Annotated in this window: 14 protein-coding genes; 8 read left to right on the top strand and 6 right to left on the bottom strand. The window is 73.1% G+C overall.

Going from position 1 to position 13,277, the window contains the following annotated elements; translation table 11 throughout:
• Positions 1-110: 110 nt before the first annotated feature.
• From ACZ5ID_RS23160 to ACZ5ID_RS23150, 3 genes are read left to right on the top strand one after another with little or no spacing between them, the layout of a single operon-like run.
• Positions 111-884 carry an adenylyltransferase/cytidyltransferase family protein gene (locus ACZ5ID_RS23160; protein WP_468901106.1) on the top strand — a complete coding sequence of 258 codons (774 nt, stop codon included), beginning with the start codon at positions 111-113 and terminating at the stop codon, positions 882-884.
• Positions 881-1,627, top strand: a complete 747-nt coding sequence (locus ACZ5ID_RS23155; RefSeq protein WP_468901029.1) for an NUDIX hydrolase — start codon at positions 881-883, stop codon at positions 1,625-1,627. The genes ACZ5ID_RS23160 and ACZ5ID_RS23155 overlap by 4 nt, the downstream gene beginning before the upstream one ends.
• Positions 1,624-2,649, top strand: coding sequence for an ADP-ribosylglycohydrolase family protein (locus ACZ5ID_RS23150; protein WP_468901026.1), 1,026 nt, complete (start codon positions 1,624-1,626; stop codon positions 2,647-2,649). Before ACZ5ID_RS23155 ends, ACZ5ID_RS23150 begins: the two co-directional genes overlap by 4 nt.
• A gap of 14 nt (positions 2,650-2,663) precedes the next feature.
• Here the strand turns inward: ACZ5ID_RS23150 and ACZ5ID_RS23145 are convergent, their stop codons facing one another.
• The 3 genes from ACZ5ID_RS23145 to ACZ5ID_RS23135 are packed head-to-tail and all read right to left on the bottom strand — an operon-like array spanning position 2,664 to position 4,265.
• On the bottom strand, positions 2,664-3,404 hold the full coding sequence (locus ACZ5ID_RS23145) for a nucleotidyltransferase domain-containing protein (RefSeq protein WP_468901024.1): 741 nt from the start codon (positions 3,402-3,404) through the stop codon (positions 2,664-2,666).
• 17 nt (positions 3,405-3,421) lie between these two features.
• Complete coding sequence (locus ACZ5ID_RS23140; protein ID WP_468901022.1) at positions 3,422-3,892, bottom strand: Rieske (2Fe-2S) protein; 471 nt, start codon at positions 3,890-3,892, stop codon at positions 3,422-3,424.
• 58 nt (positions 3,893-3,950) lie between these two features.
• A complete protein-coding gene (locus ACZ5ID_RS23135) occupies positions 3,951-4,265 on the bottom strand; it encodes a DUF952 domain-containing protein (protein WP_468901020.1) in 315 nt (104 codons plus the stop codon).
• 124 nt (positions 4,266-4,389) lie between these two features.
• On the opposite strand from ACZ5ID_RS23135, the gene ACZ5ID_RS23130 reads away from it, so the two are divergent.
• From ACZ5ID_RS23130 to der, 4 genes are all read left to right on the top strand, one after another.
• Positions 4,390-5,475: a prephenate dehydrogenase gene (locus ACZ5ID_RS23130; protein WP_468901017.1), complete on the top strand. Its 1,086-nt coding sequence runs from the start codon at positions 4,390-4,392 to the stop codon at positions 5,473-5,475.
• 72 nt (positions 5,476-5,547) lie between these two features.
• Positions 5,548-6,291, top strand: coding sequence for a (d)CMP kinase (gene cmk, locus ACZ5ID_RS23125; RefSeq protein ID WP_468901015.1), 744 nt, complete (start codon positions 5,548-5,550; stop codon positions 6,289-6,291).
• Between the two features lie 107 nt (positions 6,292-6,398).
• The gene (locus ACZ5ID_RS23120) at positions 6,399-6,986 is read left to right on the top strand and encodes a lysophospholipid acyltransferase family protein (protein WP_468901103.1); all 588 of its coding nucleotides are present in this window, start codon (positions 6,399-6,401) and stop codon (positions 6,984-6,986) included.
• Between the two features lie 71 nt (positions 6,987-7,057).
• Complete coding sequence (der, locus tag ACZ5ID_RS23115) at positions 7,058-8,515, top strand: ribosome biogenesis GTPase Der (RefSeq protein WP_468901011.1); 1,458 nt, start codon at positions 7,058-7,060, stop codon at positions 8,513-8,515.
• Positions 8,516-8,564: 49 nt separating this feature from the next.
• Here der and ACZ5ID_RS23110 read toward each other — a convergent pair whose 3' ends face one another.
• Both ACZ5ID_RS23110 and ACZ5ID_RS23105 read right to left on the bottom strand, forming a co-directional pair.
• On the bottom strand, positions 8,565-9,002 hold the full coding sequence (locus ACZ5ID_RS23110; protein WP_468901008.1) for a hypothetical protein: 438 nt from the start codon (positions 9,000-9,002) through the stop codon (positions 8,565-8,567).
• 331 nt (positions 9,003-9,333) lie between these two features.
• Complete coding sequence (locus ACZ5ID_RS23105; protein WP_468901006.1) at positions 9,334-10,107, bottom strand: hypothetical protein; 774 nt, start codon at positions 10,105-10,107, stop codon at positions 9,334-9,336.
• Between the two features lie 527 nt (positions 10,108-10,634).
• Between ACZ5ID_RS23105 and ACZ5ID_RS23100 the strand changes: the two genes are divergently transcribed.
• Positions 10,635-11,348 carry a transglycosylase family protein gene (locus tag ACZ5ID_RS23100; RefSeq protein ID WP_468901003.1) on the top strand — a complete coding sequence of 238 codons (714 nt, stop codon included), beginning with the start codon at positions 10,635-10,637 and terminating at the stop codon, positions 11,346-11,348.
• A gap of 84 nt (positions 11,349-11,432) precedes the next feature.
• Here the strand turns inward: ACZ5ID_RS23100 and ctaD are convergent, their stop codons facing one another.
• Entirely contained in the window at positions 11,433-13,163 is a 1,731-nt protein-coding gene (gene ctaD, locus ACZ5ID_RS23095; protein ID WP_468901000.1) for an aa3-type cytochrome oxidase subunit I, read from the bottom strand.
• Positions 13,164-13,277: the final 114 nt, after the last annotated feature.

Genomic DNA, 13,277 nt, shown 5'->3' with positions numbered 1-13,277 from the left:
CGTGCGCCCCGCCGAATACCCGCGCAGGCCCGTTGTGCGCGGCCCCTTCGCACCTTTATAGTCATCATGACTATTAAAAAGCGACGGTGCGACGGGAGGGGGTGGCGGCGGTGGAGCGGTACGGGCACGGTCTGGTGATCGGTACGTTCTGCCCGCCGCACGCGGGCCACCACCACCTCGTCCGGACCGCCGAGGACCGCTGCGAGGCGCTGACCGTGATGGTGTGCACGGCGGCCGGGGAACTCGCGGCGGCCCGGACGCGGGCGCGCTGGATGGCCGAGGTCCATCCGCGCGTCCGCGTCGTCCGGTCGGTCCGCGCCGTGCGCGCCCGGGGGCGCGTGGACGCGGTCTTCACCTCCGAGCGGCACGGGGACCGCCTCGCCCGGGCCTTCGGCGCCGAGCATGTGTGCGTCGATGCCGAGCACGCGCTCTTCCCGGTCTCCGCCGCCGCCGTGCGCAAGGACCCGGTGGGGTGCTGGGACTTCCTGGAGCGGCCGGTACGGGCCTGGCTCACCCGCCGGGTCGCGGTGCTCGGCGCCGACCCGGCCGCCACGACCCTGGCCCGCTCACTGGCCGAGCACTACCAGCGGCGCGGCGGGGTCTGGGCGGGCACCCGGTGGGTGCCCCGGTGCGAGCGGGCGCGGGAGGAGCAGGCGGCGCGCACGGGGGCGCCGGTGCTCTTCTGCGCGGCGGCGACCGCCCGTGCCGAGCGCCATCTGTGGCTGCTCGCGGGCCCGCAGGACGGGGGGCTGCCCGCCCGGGGGCGCGAGGTGGTGCTGCGGGGCACGGGCCCCGGCGGGCTGCTGGGCGCCGCCGTCGACGCGGTCGACACCTTCCTGGGCGCGAGCTGGGACCTGGACGGCCCGCCCGGGGGCCGGTGGTGAGCGCCGCGGGCCCGGCCAGGGCGCCGGAGGGCTACGACCCGTACGCCTTCGAACCGTTCGCCGTCACCGTCGACCTCGCGGTCTGCACGGTCCGCGACGGCGGTCTGCACCTCCTGCTGATCCGGCGCGGCGAGGAGCCCTACCGGGGCGAATGGGCGCTGCCGGGCGGTTTCGTGCTGCCCCGCGAGAGCGCCGGGCAGGCGGCGCGGCGCGAACTGGCCGAGGAGACCGGGCTGTCGGACGAGGTGGTCGCGGGCCTGCACCTGGAGCAGTTGCGCACCTACAGCGACCCCGGCCGCGACCCTCGGATGCGGGTGGTCTCCGTCGCGTACACCGCGCTCGTACCGGATCTCCCGGAGCCGCACGGCGGCGGCGACGCGGCGCACGCGCAGTGGGTGCCGTTCGGGGCGTACGAGGGCCTCGCCTTCGACCACGAGCGGATCGTCGCCGACGCGCGCGAGCGGATCGGCGCCAAGCTGGAGTACACCTGCCTGGCCACCGCCTTCTGCCCGCCCGAGTTCACCCTCGGCGAGCTCCGGCAGGTCTACGAGACGGTGTGGGGGACCGCCCTGGACCGCCCGAACTTCCGACGCAAGGTCCTCGCCACGCCGGGCTTCGTCGAGCCGGTGGCGGGCGCCGCGCGTCTGACCGGCGGCCGGGGCAAGCCGGCCGCGCTGTACCGGGCGGGCGCGGCGACCGTGCTGCACCCCCCGCTCCTGCGGCCGGAAGGACGACCCTCATGACCACTCGCGTGAACAGCCGGGCGAAGCAGGCGGCGACGGGCGCGCTGACCGGACTCGCGCTCGGGGACGCGCTGGGCTTCCCGACCGAGTTCATCGGCGTGCCCGCGATCCTCGACAAGTGCGGTCCGTGGCGGGAGATGCGGCTGCCGACGCCGGCGGTCGTCACCGACGACACCCAGATGACGCTGGCGGTCGGCGAGGGCATCCGGGCCGCCATGGACCGGGGTCTGCTCGGCCCGCGCCGCCTGGAGCGGCCGGTGCGCGAGGGGTTCGTCCGGTGGTACCACTCCCCGGAGAACAACCGGGCCCCCGGCCGCACCTGCATGGTCGCCTGCGGGCTCCTCGACAGCGAACTGCCCTGGCAGCAGGCGAGCCAGCTCGGCTCCAAGGGCTGCGGCGCGAACATGCGGGTGGCCCCGGTCGGCCTGGTGCCCGGTCTGAGCGAGGAGCAGCGGGCGGGCGCGGCGCAGCTCCAGTCGGCCCTGACCCACGGCCATCCCACGGCCCTGGCGGCCAGTGATCTCACCGCCCGTGCGGTCTTCCTGCTGGCCCAGGGCGCGGACCCGGTGGGCCTGGTCGGCCAGTTGCGTTCGTACGCGTACGAGAACCGCACCCGCTACCACGACCGCTGGCTGGGCGACCTGTGGACCCGCGCCCACGACGAGACGCCCGCGGCGTTCATGGCGCGCGGCTGGGACGAGTGCCTGGACGCCCTGGACCGGGTCCTGAAGGCCCTGCGCAACCCCTCGCCGGAGACGGACCCGTGCCTGGAGACGGGCGACGGCTGGGTGGCCGAGGAGGCCCTGGCCACGGCGCTGGTCTGCTTCCTGCTCTTCCCCGACGCCCCGCTCACCGCGCTGCGCCGGGCGGCCTGCACCAAGGGCGACTCGGACTCCATAGCCTGTCTGACCGGTGCCTTCGCCGGTGCCCACCTGGGAGCCGCCGCCTGGCCGAAGGAGTGGGCGGAGCGCATCGAGTACCGGAGCGAACTGCTGACCCTCGGGGCGCTCTGGGATTCCTGAACCGGGAGCTTGCGCTACCGCCCCGGGCCGCCGCCGGACGCCAAGCGCGCGGTTTCGGCGTACGGGTACGGCCTCAGCGCCGAGTCCCGGCGCACCCGGAACAGGAAGTCCGCCACCCGGGCCGTGTCCGGGGCCTCGGGGAGCGGGGTGCGGGACACGGCCCGGGTGCTCTCCTCGTCGAGGCGGGCCATCCAGGCCTCGACCTCGGCCCAGGGGACCTCGCCGCGTCTGACGGCCAGGAGACGGTCGCGGTCGGGGCCCACGTCGACCACCAGGACGCCGGTGCGCAGCAGATCGCGGCAGCTCGTCATGAGGCGCACCAGGTGCATCGCGTGCTTCCAGCGCGGGGCGCCGTCGCGGCGTACGTCCGCCTCCAGCTTCCTGTGCTGACTGAGCGCATAGGCGGTGAACGTGGTGTGGGTGCGACGGGAGAGGAAAGCCTCACGCAGTGAGAGCAGCTCCCGCCCGGTGTCGTCGACCCGCTCCACGAGCGGTGAGTGCAGGCACTCCAGGACGGTGGGATTGGCGCGCAGGGCCAGTTCGCAGAAGCGTTCCAGCTCCCAGCTGAACTGCTCCTCGGCCGGGCCCTCCACATGCGTCGGCGGCTTCTGGAAGCGCCAGAAGAGCGGGGTCGGGGCCACGTAGACACCCCGGCGGTCGGTGTCGCTCGCCGGAGTGGCCAGGCCGAAGGCGCGCGACCCCGTCACACAGGCGTACACGGTGTGGTCGCGGACCAGCTCCTCGGGCGGTGTCATCCGCCGATTGTGGCCGGTCAGGCCAGACGAATCGAACCGTTTTCGACGGTGATCCGCTCGGCCGCGAGCGGCCGGGGCGCCGGTCCCGCCGCCACCGAGGCGTCGGCCACGCGGTACTTGCTGCCGTGGCAGGGGCAGTTGATCGTCCCGCCCGAGACGTCCTTGACCGTGCACCCCTGGTGGGTGCAGACCGCCGAGAACGCCTTGAAGGTGCCCGCCTCCGGCTGGGTGACCACGACCTTGCGGTCCGCGAAGACCTTGCCGCCGCCGACCGGGATGTCCGCCGTCTTCGCCAGTACGGCCCCGCCGGGGGACGCGGAGGACGCGTGCGGGGTTTCCGGGGCGAACGCGACCGGGGGAGAGGTCGCGGTACCGGTGGGCGTCCCGCCCGTACCGCTGCTCTTGTCGTCGCTGCTGCCGCAGCCGGCCAGCGCGGCGGTGCCCGCGGCCACCGCGAGCACCGCGCGGCGGGAGGTTGGCGTCGTCATGGGCAGCATCCTGGTGCAACCCGGCGTCGAATTCCGTGACGCGCGCGTGCCGTACGCCCTATGGCGCAACCCATCCGCCCTCGTCCCGGCGCAGCTCCACCGCCTCCACCACGGCCTCCCGCTCGACCGGCCCGTACACATGGGGGAACGCCCCCTCCCAGCGGACCTCGGCCGCCAGCCGCGCCGGGTCGATCCCCAGCAGCAGGAGCGGACCGGGCGCGGGGGTGTAGTCGGCGTAGTGGGCGTTCGCCGCCACCAGGGCGGCGGCACGGTCGGCCGAGCAGTGGACGAAGCCCTCGGAGGCCAGGGACGCCGGGGCGTACGGGCCCGGTCCGTCGCCCCACTCCGGCGCGGGCACCACATGGAAGATCATGGACCCGTTCTACCGCACCGGCCCCTCCCGGCGGCGGCCACCGCCCCCGCGGCTTGACTAGGCTGAACGGGCAAGCCCGCCCGTCCGCCCCGGCGCAGCCGCCGCACTTCGCAAGGAACACTCCGTGAGGACCGCACTCGTCATCGGTACCGGCCTGATCGGTACGTCCGCCGCGCTGGCCCTCGCCGCACGCGGCGTCACCGTCCACCTCACCGACCACGACCCGGACCAGGCCCGCACAGCGGCGGCGCTCGGCGCCGGGACCGACGAGGCGCCCGGGGGCCGGGTGGACCTGGTGATCGTGGCCGTGCCGCCCGCCCATGTCGCCGCCACCCTGGCGCGGGCGATCCGCTCGGACGCGGCCCGCGCGTACATCGACGTCGCCAGCGTCAAGGGCGGCCCGCGCCGCGAGCTGGAGGCGCTCGGCTGCGACCTCACCGCCTACATCGGTTCGCACCCGATGTCCGGCAAGGAGCGCTCCGGCCCGCTCGCCGCCACCGCCGACCTCTTCGAGGGCCGCCCCTGGGTGCTCACCCCGACCCGGGACACCGACACCGAGGTGCTCAACCTCGCCCTGGAGCTGGTCGCGCTCTGCCGCGCGGTGCCCGTGGTCATGGACGCCGACGCCCACGACCGCGCGGTCGCGCTCGTCTCGCACACCCCCCAGCTGGTGTCGTCCATGGTCGCGGCCCGGCTGCGGGAGGCCGACGAGACGGCGGTACGGCTGTGCGGGCAGGGCATCCGCGATGTCACCCGGATCGCCGCCTCCGACCCGCGGATGTGGGTGGAGATCCTCTCCGCCAACCCGGGCCCGGTCGCCGACGTCCTGGCCGCCGTCGCCACCGACCTGGACGAGACCGTACGGGCACTGCGCTCCCTGGACTCCTCCGACGAGGAGAAGCGGCGCGGCGGCGCGGCGGCCGTCGAGGACGTGCTGCGGCGCGGCAACGCCGGCCGCGAGCGCGTCCCCGGCAAGCACGGCACCGCCCCCACGGCCTACGAGGTCGTCGCGGTGCTCATCAGCGACCAGCCCGGCGAGCTGGCCCGGATCTTCGCCGACGCGGGCCGCGCCGGGGTCAACATCGAGGACGTGCGCATCGAGCACGCCACCGGCCAGCAGGCGGGCCTGGTCCAGCTCATGGTCGAGCCGGCCGCGGCCCCGGGCCTGGCGGCGTCGCTGCGCGAGCGTGGCTGGGCGATCCGGCAGTGAGGCCCGGCCCGGGGTGCCGGGCGGGCGGGGATCTGGGCGCACGTATGAGCCAGTAACCTTGTGTGGGGGCGGATGCCTGCCCGCCCACCCCGTCCCCGTACCAGGAAGGTGTCCGTCACCGTGGAAAGCGCCGCCCGGACCGCCCCGGCAGCTGTGATCGTCGCCATCGACGGCCCGTCCGGCACCGGCAAGTCCAGCACCTCCAGGGCGGTCGCCGCCAAGCTGGGGCTGAGCTATCTGGACACCGGCGCCCAGTACCGGGCGATCACCTGGTGGATGCTCCTCAACGACATCGACACGGACGACCCGGCGGCGATCGCGACCGCCGCCGCCAAGCCGGTCATCGTCTCGGGGACCGACCCGAACGCGCCGACGATCACCGTCGACGGCCTCGACGCCTCCGGTCCGATCCGTACGCAGGAGGTCACCGCCAAGGTCAGCGCGGTCAGCGCCGTCCCGGAGGTGCGGGCGCTCGTCACCCAGCTCCAGCGCGACACGGCGGCCTCCGCCCCGGCAGGCATCGTGGTCGAGGGCCGTGACATCGGCACGACCGTGCTGCCCGACGCCGACCTGAAGGTGTTCCTCACCGCCTCCCCGGAGGCGCGTGCCGCCCGCCGCAGCGGCGAGCTGAAGGGCGTGGACGTCGCCTCCACCCGGGAGGCCCTGCTGAAGCGGGACGCGGCCGACTCCGGCCGCAAGACGTCCCCGCTGGCCAAGGCGGCCGACGCCGTCGAGGTGGACACCACCGAGCTCACCCTCGACCAGGTCATCGAGTGCGTGGTCACGCTCATCGAGGAGAAGCGAGCCGCCCTGTGACAGCTCTCCCGTCGCCCGGCCCCCGCCTCTCGTCGAGACGCTCCGCGCCGCACCCGCCCGTCACGGAGCGCGGCGCCGAGGTCGGGCGCCGCATCGGCGTCGGCCTGATGTACGGACTGTTCAGGCCCCGGGTGCTCGGGGCCTGGCGGGTGCCGGCCGACGGCCCGGTCATCCTCGCCGTCAACCACGCGCACAACATCGACGGGCCGATGCTGATGGGGACCGCGCCCAGACCGGTGCACTTCCTCATCAAGAAGGAAGCCTTCATCGGGCCGCTCGACCCGTTCCTGCGCGGCATCGGGCAGGTGAAGGTGGACCGGTCGACCGTCGACCGGACCGCGATCGACCAGGCCGTCGGGGTGCTGGAGGAGGGCGGTGTGCTCGGGATCTTCCCCGAGGGCACCCGTGGCGAGGGCGACTTCGCCTCGCTGCGCGCCGGGCTCGCCTACTTCGCCCTGCGCTCGGGGGCGCCGATCGTCCCGGTGGCGGTACTGGGAAGCACCGAGCGCAGGGGACGGTTGATAAAGGCGCTGCCACCGCTGCGCAGCCGGGTGGACGTCGTCTTCGGCGACGCCTTCGAAGCGGGCGACGGCAGCGGCCGGCGCACTCGTACGGCGCTGGACGAGGCGACCGTACGCATCCAGGAGCGGCTCACCCGCCACCTGGAGAACGCCAGGCGCCTCACCGGGCGCTGAGCGAGACTTGGGACTTGAGTAGTGGACCGGACGCCCGGTCCATCGATGACGCAGAACGAGGAACGGACTTCATGAACGACCAGCACGACCACGGAGCGCTTGGCGACGCCGAGTACGCGGAGTTCATGGAGCTCGCCGCGGAAGAGGGCTTCGACATCGAGGACGTCGAAGGCGCGATCGAGGAGGCGGGCCACGGCCCGCTCCCCGTCCTCGCCGTCGTCGGCCGCCCGAATGTCGGTAAGTCGACTCTGGTGAACCGCATCATCGGCCGCCGTGAGGCGGTCGTCGAGGACAAGCCGGGCGTCACCCGCGACCGCGTCACCTACGAAGCGGAGTGGGCCGGCCGCCGCTTCAAGGTCGTCGACACCGGCGGCTGGGAGCAGGACGTCCTCGGCATCGACGCGTCCGTCGCCGCCCAGGCGGAGTACGCGATCGAGGCCGCCGACGCCTGTGTCTTCGTCGTGGACGCCAAGGTCGGCGCCACCGACACCGACGAGGCCGTCGTCAAGCTGCTGCGCCGGGCCGGCAAGCCCGTCGTGCTGTGCGCCAACAAGGTGGACGGCCAGTCGGGCGAGGCGGACGCCGCCTCGCTGTGGTCGCTGGGCCTCGGGATGCCGCACCCCGTCTCCTCGCTGCACGGCCGCGGCACCGGCGACATGCTGGACGCCGTCCTGGAGGCGCTGCCCGAGGCGCCCGCGCAGACCTTCGGCTCCGCCACCCCCGGCGGCCCCCGCCGTATCGCGCTGATCGGCCGCCCGAACGTCGGCAAGTCCTCGCTCCTGAACAAGGTGGCGAAGGAGGACCGCGTCGTCGTCAACGAGCTGGCCGGCACCACCCGCGACCCGGTCGACGAGCTGATCGAGCTCGGCGGGGTGACCTGGAAGTTCATCGACACCGCGGGCATCCGCAAGCGGGTCCACCTCCAGCAGGGCGCCGACTACTACGCCTCGCTGCGCACGGCCGCCGCCGTCGAGAAGGCCGAGGTGGCGGTCATCCTGATCGACGCGACCGAGAACATCAGCGTCCAGGACCAGCGCATCATCACCATGGCCGTCGAGTCGGGCCGCGCCATCGTCATCGCGTACAACAAGTGGGACGACCTCGACGAGGAGCGCCGCTACTACCTGGAGCGCGAGATCGAGACCGAGATGCAGCAGGTGGCCTGGGCACCGCGCGTCAACGTCTCGGCGCTGACCGGCCGCCACATGGAGAAGCTGGTCCCGGCGATCGAGACGGCGCTCGCGGGCTGGGAGACGCGGGTGCCGACCGGACGGCTCAACGCCTTCCTCGGCGAGATCGTCGCGGCCCACCCGCACCCGATCCGCGGTGGCAAGCAGCCGCGCATCCTGTTCGGCACGCAGGCCGGGACCAAGCCGCCGCGCTTCGTCCTCTTCGCCTCCGGCTTCCTGGAGCACGGCTACCGGCGCTTCGTCGAGCGCCGGCTGCGCGAGGAGTTCGGCTTCGAGGGCACCCCGATCCACATCTCGGTGCGGGTGCGCGAGAAGCGCGGCAGCAACAGGAAGAAGTAGTCCCGGAGGGGGCCGCGGGCTTACGGCCGCGCGGCTCCCGCCACGGATCTCACAGCCCCCGACGGGGGCCGGGCGGCAGTGCCGCCGGGAGCGGTTGGAGCCCGGTGTGCTGCCGCCCCTGCATATGTCCGGTGACGCCGTTCGCCACCCCGCCCAGCTGCCAGTGGGTGCCGCCGTGGGCGGGGTACGGCTGGAAGCCCGGGGCGGTCTGGGGGTGCTGCGCCTGGGCGCGGGTCGGGTGGTGGTGCTGGTGGACGCCCCGGAAACCGAGGGACCCCGAGCGGCCCACGGCCGCGAAGCCCCGGAAGCCGAAGTCGTCCTCGCCGCTGCGGTCGCCCGGCAGGGCCCGGAAGGACCGGCGGTACTCCGAGTACAGCGCGTCGTAGATCGGGGTGGGCGAGTGGCCGCTGATGAGGTCCTGGGCGGGGCGCATGGAGGGGATCTGCGACTGGTGGTACGGCTGGCGGGAGGGCTCGTATGCGTGCACGTATGTGCCAACGACCCCGGCGGCCGTCGGATGCGGTCTGACGGCAGATATCACGCATCACCGGATGCACGGGGTGAACCGGGCACACGGGGGCTCGGGTAGGGCCTCTGGGGGGGCGCGGGGCACGCGGGCGCGGTGGCGGGTAAAGGGGAGGGGCCGGGGCCCGGGAGTGCAGGCCTGGCGGGGCGCAGGCCCGGCGCGGATGTGCGGGGGAGCGCGGGGTCACGCGGGCTCGACGGAGTGGTGACGGACCCGGGGCCCGGACCGGTCGAGCGGTACCGGGCCCCGGGGGTGGAGGGCTCAGGCGGTGGGAGCTATGCGCTGGGGAGGCTCAGGTGCCTGCCAGCGGCATCGCCGCCGACACCAGGGTGCCGTCCGAGGCCGCCTTCTCCAGGGCGTCGCGCAGCAGGTCCTCGCGGGGCTGCTGGCCGATGGAGCCGACCGGGGCCGCGAAGACCAGGACGCGCTGGGTGCGGTTGGCGGCGGCGCGCCAGCCGTCGGTGACCTGGAGCGGCTGATGGGCCTGCCACCACGACACCGGGCCGCCACCGCCTCCCGTGCCGGGCTGGAGGATCGCGTGCAGCTGGCCCATGGCGAGCAGCACCGACCAGCCGGCCAGCACCGAGGGCATCCGGCCGACGTCGGTGACCGGCACGAAGCCCTGCTCGATCAGGAGCGGAAGGAACTCGTCCATGGTGCCGGCCGAGCCGGGACGGGCGATCGGGGCGGTGGGCTCCACGACGAGCGCCGGGTGCAGCGCGCCCTCGATCAGGATCAGGCCGCTGGTGATGCCGAGGACGGCCTGCTGGGGCGCCCGGCCCCCGAACTCGTCGCCGGTGATGGACCGGACGGCGCCCTGCAGCTGCTCCTCGGAGACCTGGACGACCTGGGAGGGGATGCAGGAGGCGTGGGCGAAGGCGAGGACCGCGGTCTCCTCACCGACGAAGAGCACGGTGCTGGTGGCCTCGTGCTCGGAGTCGCCCGGGGTGCGGCAGGAGGTGCAGTCGTAGCTGCCCGGGGCGTTCTCGCCGGCGAGCAGCCGGTCGGCTTCTTCGTCGCCGATCTCGGCGCGGACGTCCTCGCTGACGTCGAGCATGCGCGGCACGGGTGGCTCCTACTGGATGCGTGCGCCGGGTGGTTCCCGGCTCCTGAAAGAACAACGGCGGATCTGTGGCAGGGGTCACGCCCCAGGGCGAACAGAATCGAACCACCGCGCGCGGAGGGTGAACGTACCCCCGGAACCCCTCACTCCCAGTCAACCTCTGGTGGGTGCAAGGGAGTTGGCGCGGTGAACTGAGTCACAGACCGGGCGGGCGGCAGGTCGACAAATCCTGAAATCCCCCAATCAAGTGGGTGTCCGGAAATCGATGTTACCGATGGTAATAGCCAACTGGCCTGGAGCGACAGGGCATTGGTTGATACCAGCGCGGCCCGGTCCCTAGATTCCAACGCCGTGTGCACCGAGCACCGCCCGGGCAGCCCGCCCCGTACGGCCGCACGACGTCACGACGCGTACGACCGCACCACAGGCACGAGCACGACCCCGGCGGGCGGGGCGGCACGGAACGGGACGCCGGACGCGTCACGAGCCGTACCGCCTGGGAGCCCCGGGTCCTTCGGAAGAGGGACTTCATGTCTGTTGGTACCAGTCGTTCCAGCTCCAGGCGCGGACGCGGCACGGTCGCGGCGATCGGGGTCGCCGTGCTGGCGGCGCCGCTGGCGCTGCTCGCCGTCTCGGCCGGTCCGGCCGGCGCGGCGGACGGTGCGGTGTGGGACCGCATCGCGCAGTGCGAGAGCGGCGGAAACTGGCACATCAACACCGGCAACGGCTACTACGGCGGACTCCAGTTCTCCGCCGGTTCCTGGCGGGCCTACGGCGGCGGGGCGTACGCGTCCACCGCCGACCGGGCCGGCCGGGCGCAGCAGATCGCCGTCGCCACCCGGCTCCAGCGGGCCCAGGGCTGGGGCGCGTGGCCCGTGTGCGCCGCGCGGGCGGGGGCTTACGGGGAGGCGCCATCGGCGCCGAAGCCGCCGGGCCACAAGGCGAAGCCCAAGGCGGACCCCAAGCCCAGGGCCGCGCACGCGGCCCAGCCGAAGCGGGAGGCGAACCGGGCGGGAACCGGCCGCGTCGAGGTGAAGGCCGCACCGGCGAAGGCGCCCGAGCGCCCGCCGGTCCGGACGGGCCGCGGCTCGCGCGGCGGCGACTACACCGTCCGCGAGGGGGACACCCTGTCCGCCATCGCCGGGGCGCACGGTACGACGTGGGAAAGGGTGTACGCGGCCAACAAGGCCGTCATCGGCGGCGATCCGGACCTGATCCTGCCCGGCGAGCGGCTCGCCCTGTAGGCCGTACCGCCACCGCGTACCAAGCACCACCGCCCCGCCCGGCCCCACGACCGGGCGGGGCGCGTCCGTCTCCTACGAGGGCTCCTACGAGGGCTCCTCCGCGGTTTCGTTCGCGGCCTCGTTCGCGGTCTCCGGCACGGTCTTCCTCGGCCGGTCCGGCAGCAGGTCGTCGCGGAACGGCGCGAACTCCGGGTGGTGCAGGTCGAAGGCGGGCGACTCGGTGCGGATGCGGGGGATGGTCACGAAGTTGTGGCGCGGCGGCGGGCAGGAGGTCGCCCATTCGAGGGAGCGTCCGAACCCCCAGGGGTCGTCGACCTCCACCTTCGGGGCGTACTTCGCGGTCTTCCAGACGTTGTAGAGGAACGGCAGCGTCGACATGCCGAGCAGGAAGGCGCCGATGGAGGAGACCGTGTTGAGCGCGGTGAAGCCGTCGGCGGCCAGGTAGTCGGCGTAGCGGCGGGGCATGCCCTCGGCGCCCAGCCAGTGCTGGACCAGGAACGTGGTGTGGAAACCCACGAAGAGCGTCCAGAAGTGGATCTTTCCGAGCCGTTCGTCCAGCATCCTGCCGGTGAACTTGGGCCACCAGAAGTAGAAGCCGCCGAAGGTCGCGAACACGACCGTGCCGAAGACGACGTAGTGGAAGTGGGCCACCACGAAGTACGAGTCGGTGACGTGGAAGTCGAGCGGCGGCGAGGCGAGGATGACGCCGGTGAGCCCGCCGAACAGGAAGCTGATCAGGAAGCCCACGGCCCAGAGCATGGGTGTCTCGAAGCTGAGCGAGCCGCGCAGCATCGTGCCCGTCCAGTTGAAGAACTTCACCCCGGTCGGCACCGCGATCAGGAACGACATGAAGGAGAAGAACGGCAGGAGCACCGCGCCCGTGGCGAACATGTGGTGCGCCCACACCACGACCGACAGTCCGGTGATGCACATGGTGGCGCCCACCAGGGTGGTGTAGCCGAAGATCGGCTTGCGGGCGAAGACCGGGATGATCTCGGTGATGATCCCGAAGAACGGCAGCGCGATGATGTAGACCTCGGGATGCCCGAAGAACCAGAAGAGGTGCTGCCACAGCAGCGCGCCTCCCCACTGCGGCTCGAAGACCACCGACCCGAACCGGCGGTCCGCCTCCAGGACGAGCAGGGCCGCCGCGAGCACCGGGAAGGCGAGCAGCACCAGGATCGAGGTGAACAGCACGTTCCAGGTGAAGATGGGCATCCGGAACATGGTCATCCCGGGTGCGCGCATCCCGATGATGGTGGTCAGGAAGTTCACCGCGCCCAGGATCGTCCCGAACCCGGAGAGCGCGAGCCCCATGATCCACAGATCGGCGCCGACGCCGGGGGAGCGGGTGGCGGAGTTGAGCGGCGCGTAGGCGAACCAGCCGAAGGCCGCGGGGCCTCCGGGCACGAGCAGCGAGCCCAGGACGATGAGTCCGCCGAAGAGGAACAGCCAGTACGCCAGCATGTTGAGCCGGGGGAACGCCACGTCGGGCGCGCCGATCTGGAGCGGCATGATCTCGTTGGCGAAGCCCGCGAAGGTGGGGGTGGCGAAGAGCAGCAGCATGATCGTGCCGTGCATGGTGAACATCTGGTTGAAGGTGTTGTTCGACATGACCTGGAGCCCCGGGCGGGCCAGCTCGGCGCGCATCAGCATGGCCATCAGTCCGGCGATCAGGAAGAAGCCGAACGACGTGATCAGGTAGAGGTGCCCGATCTTCTTGTGGTCCGTGGTGGTCAGCCAGTCCACGATCACCCGGCCCGCCGGCCGGGCCTCGCGATGTCCCGTGTCCGCGGTCGCCGTCTCGGTACCCATCGCCGCCCCCACTAGGTGTCAGGCATCAGGCCGGTAGCCATGATGCTCGCGCGCGTGCCCGTCCGACAGGGCGCGTGCGCGGCCGGATAGGCGCATACGAGCCAACGCGCCGGG

It is taken from the genome of Streptomyces sp. NPDC031670 (genome assembly GCF_055580545.1).
This window is presented reverse-complemented; position numbering and strand designations above follow the sequence as displayed.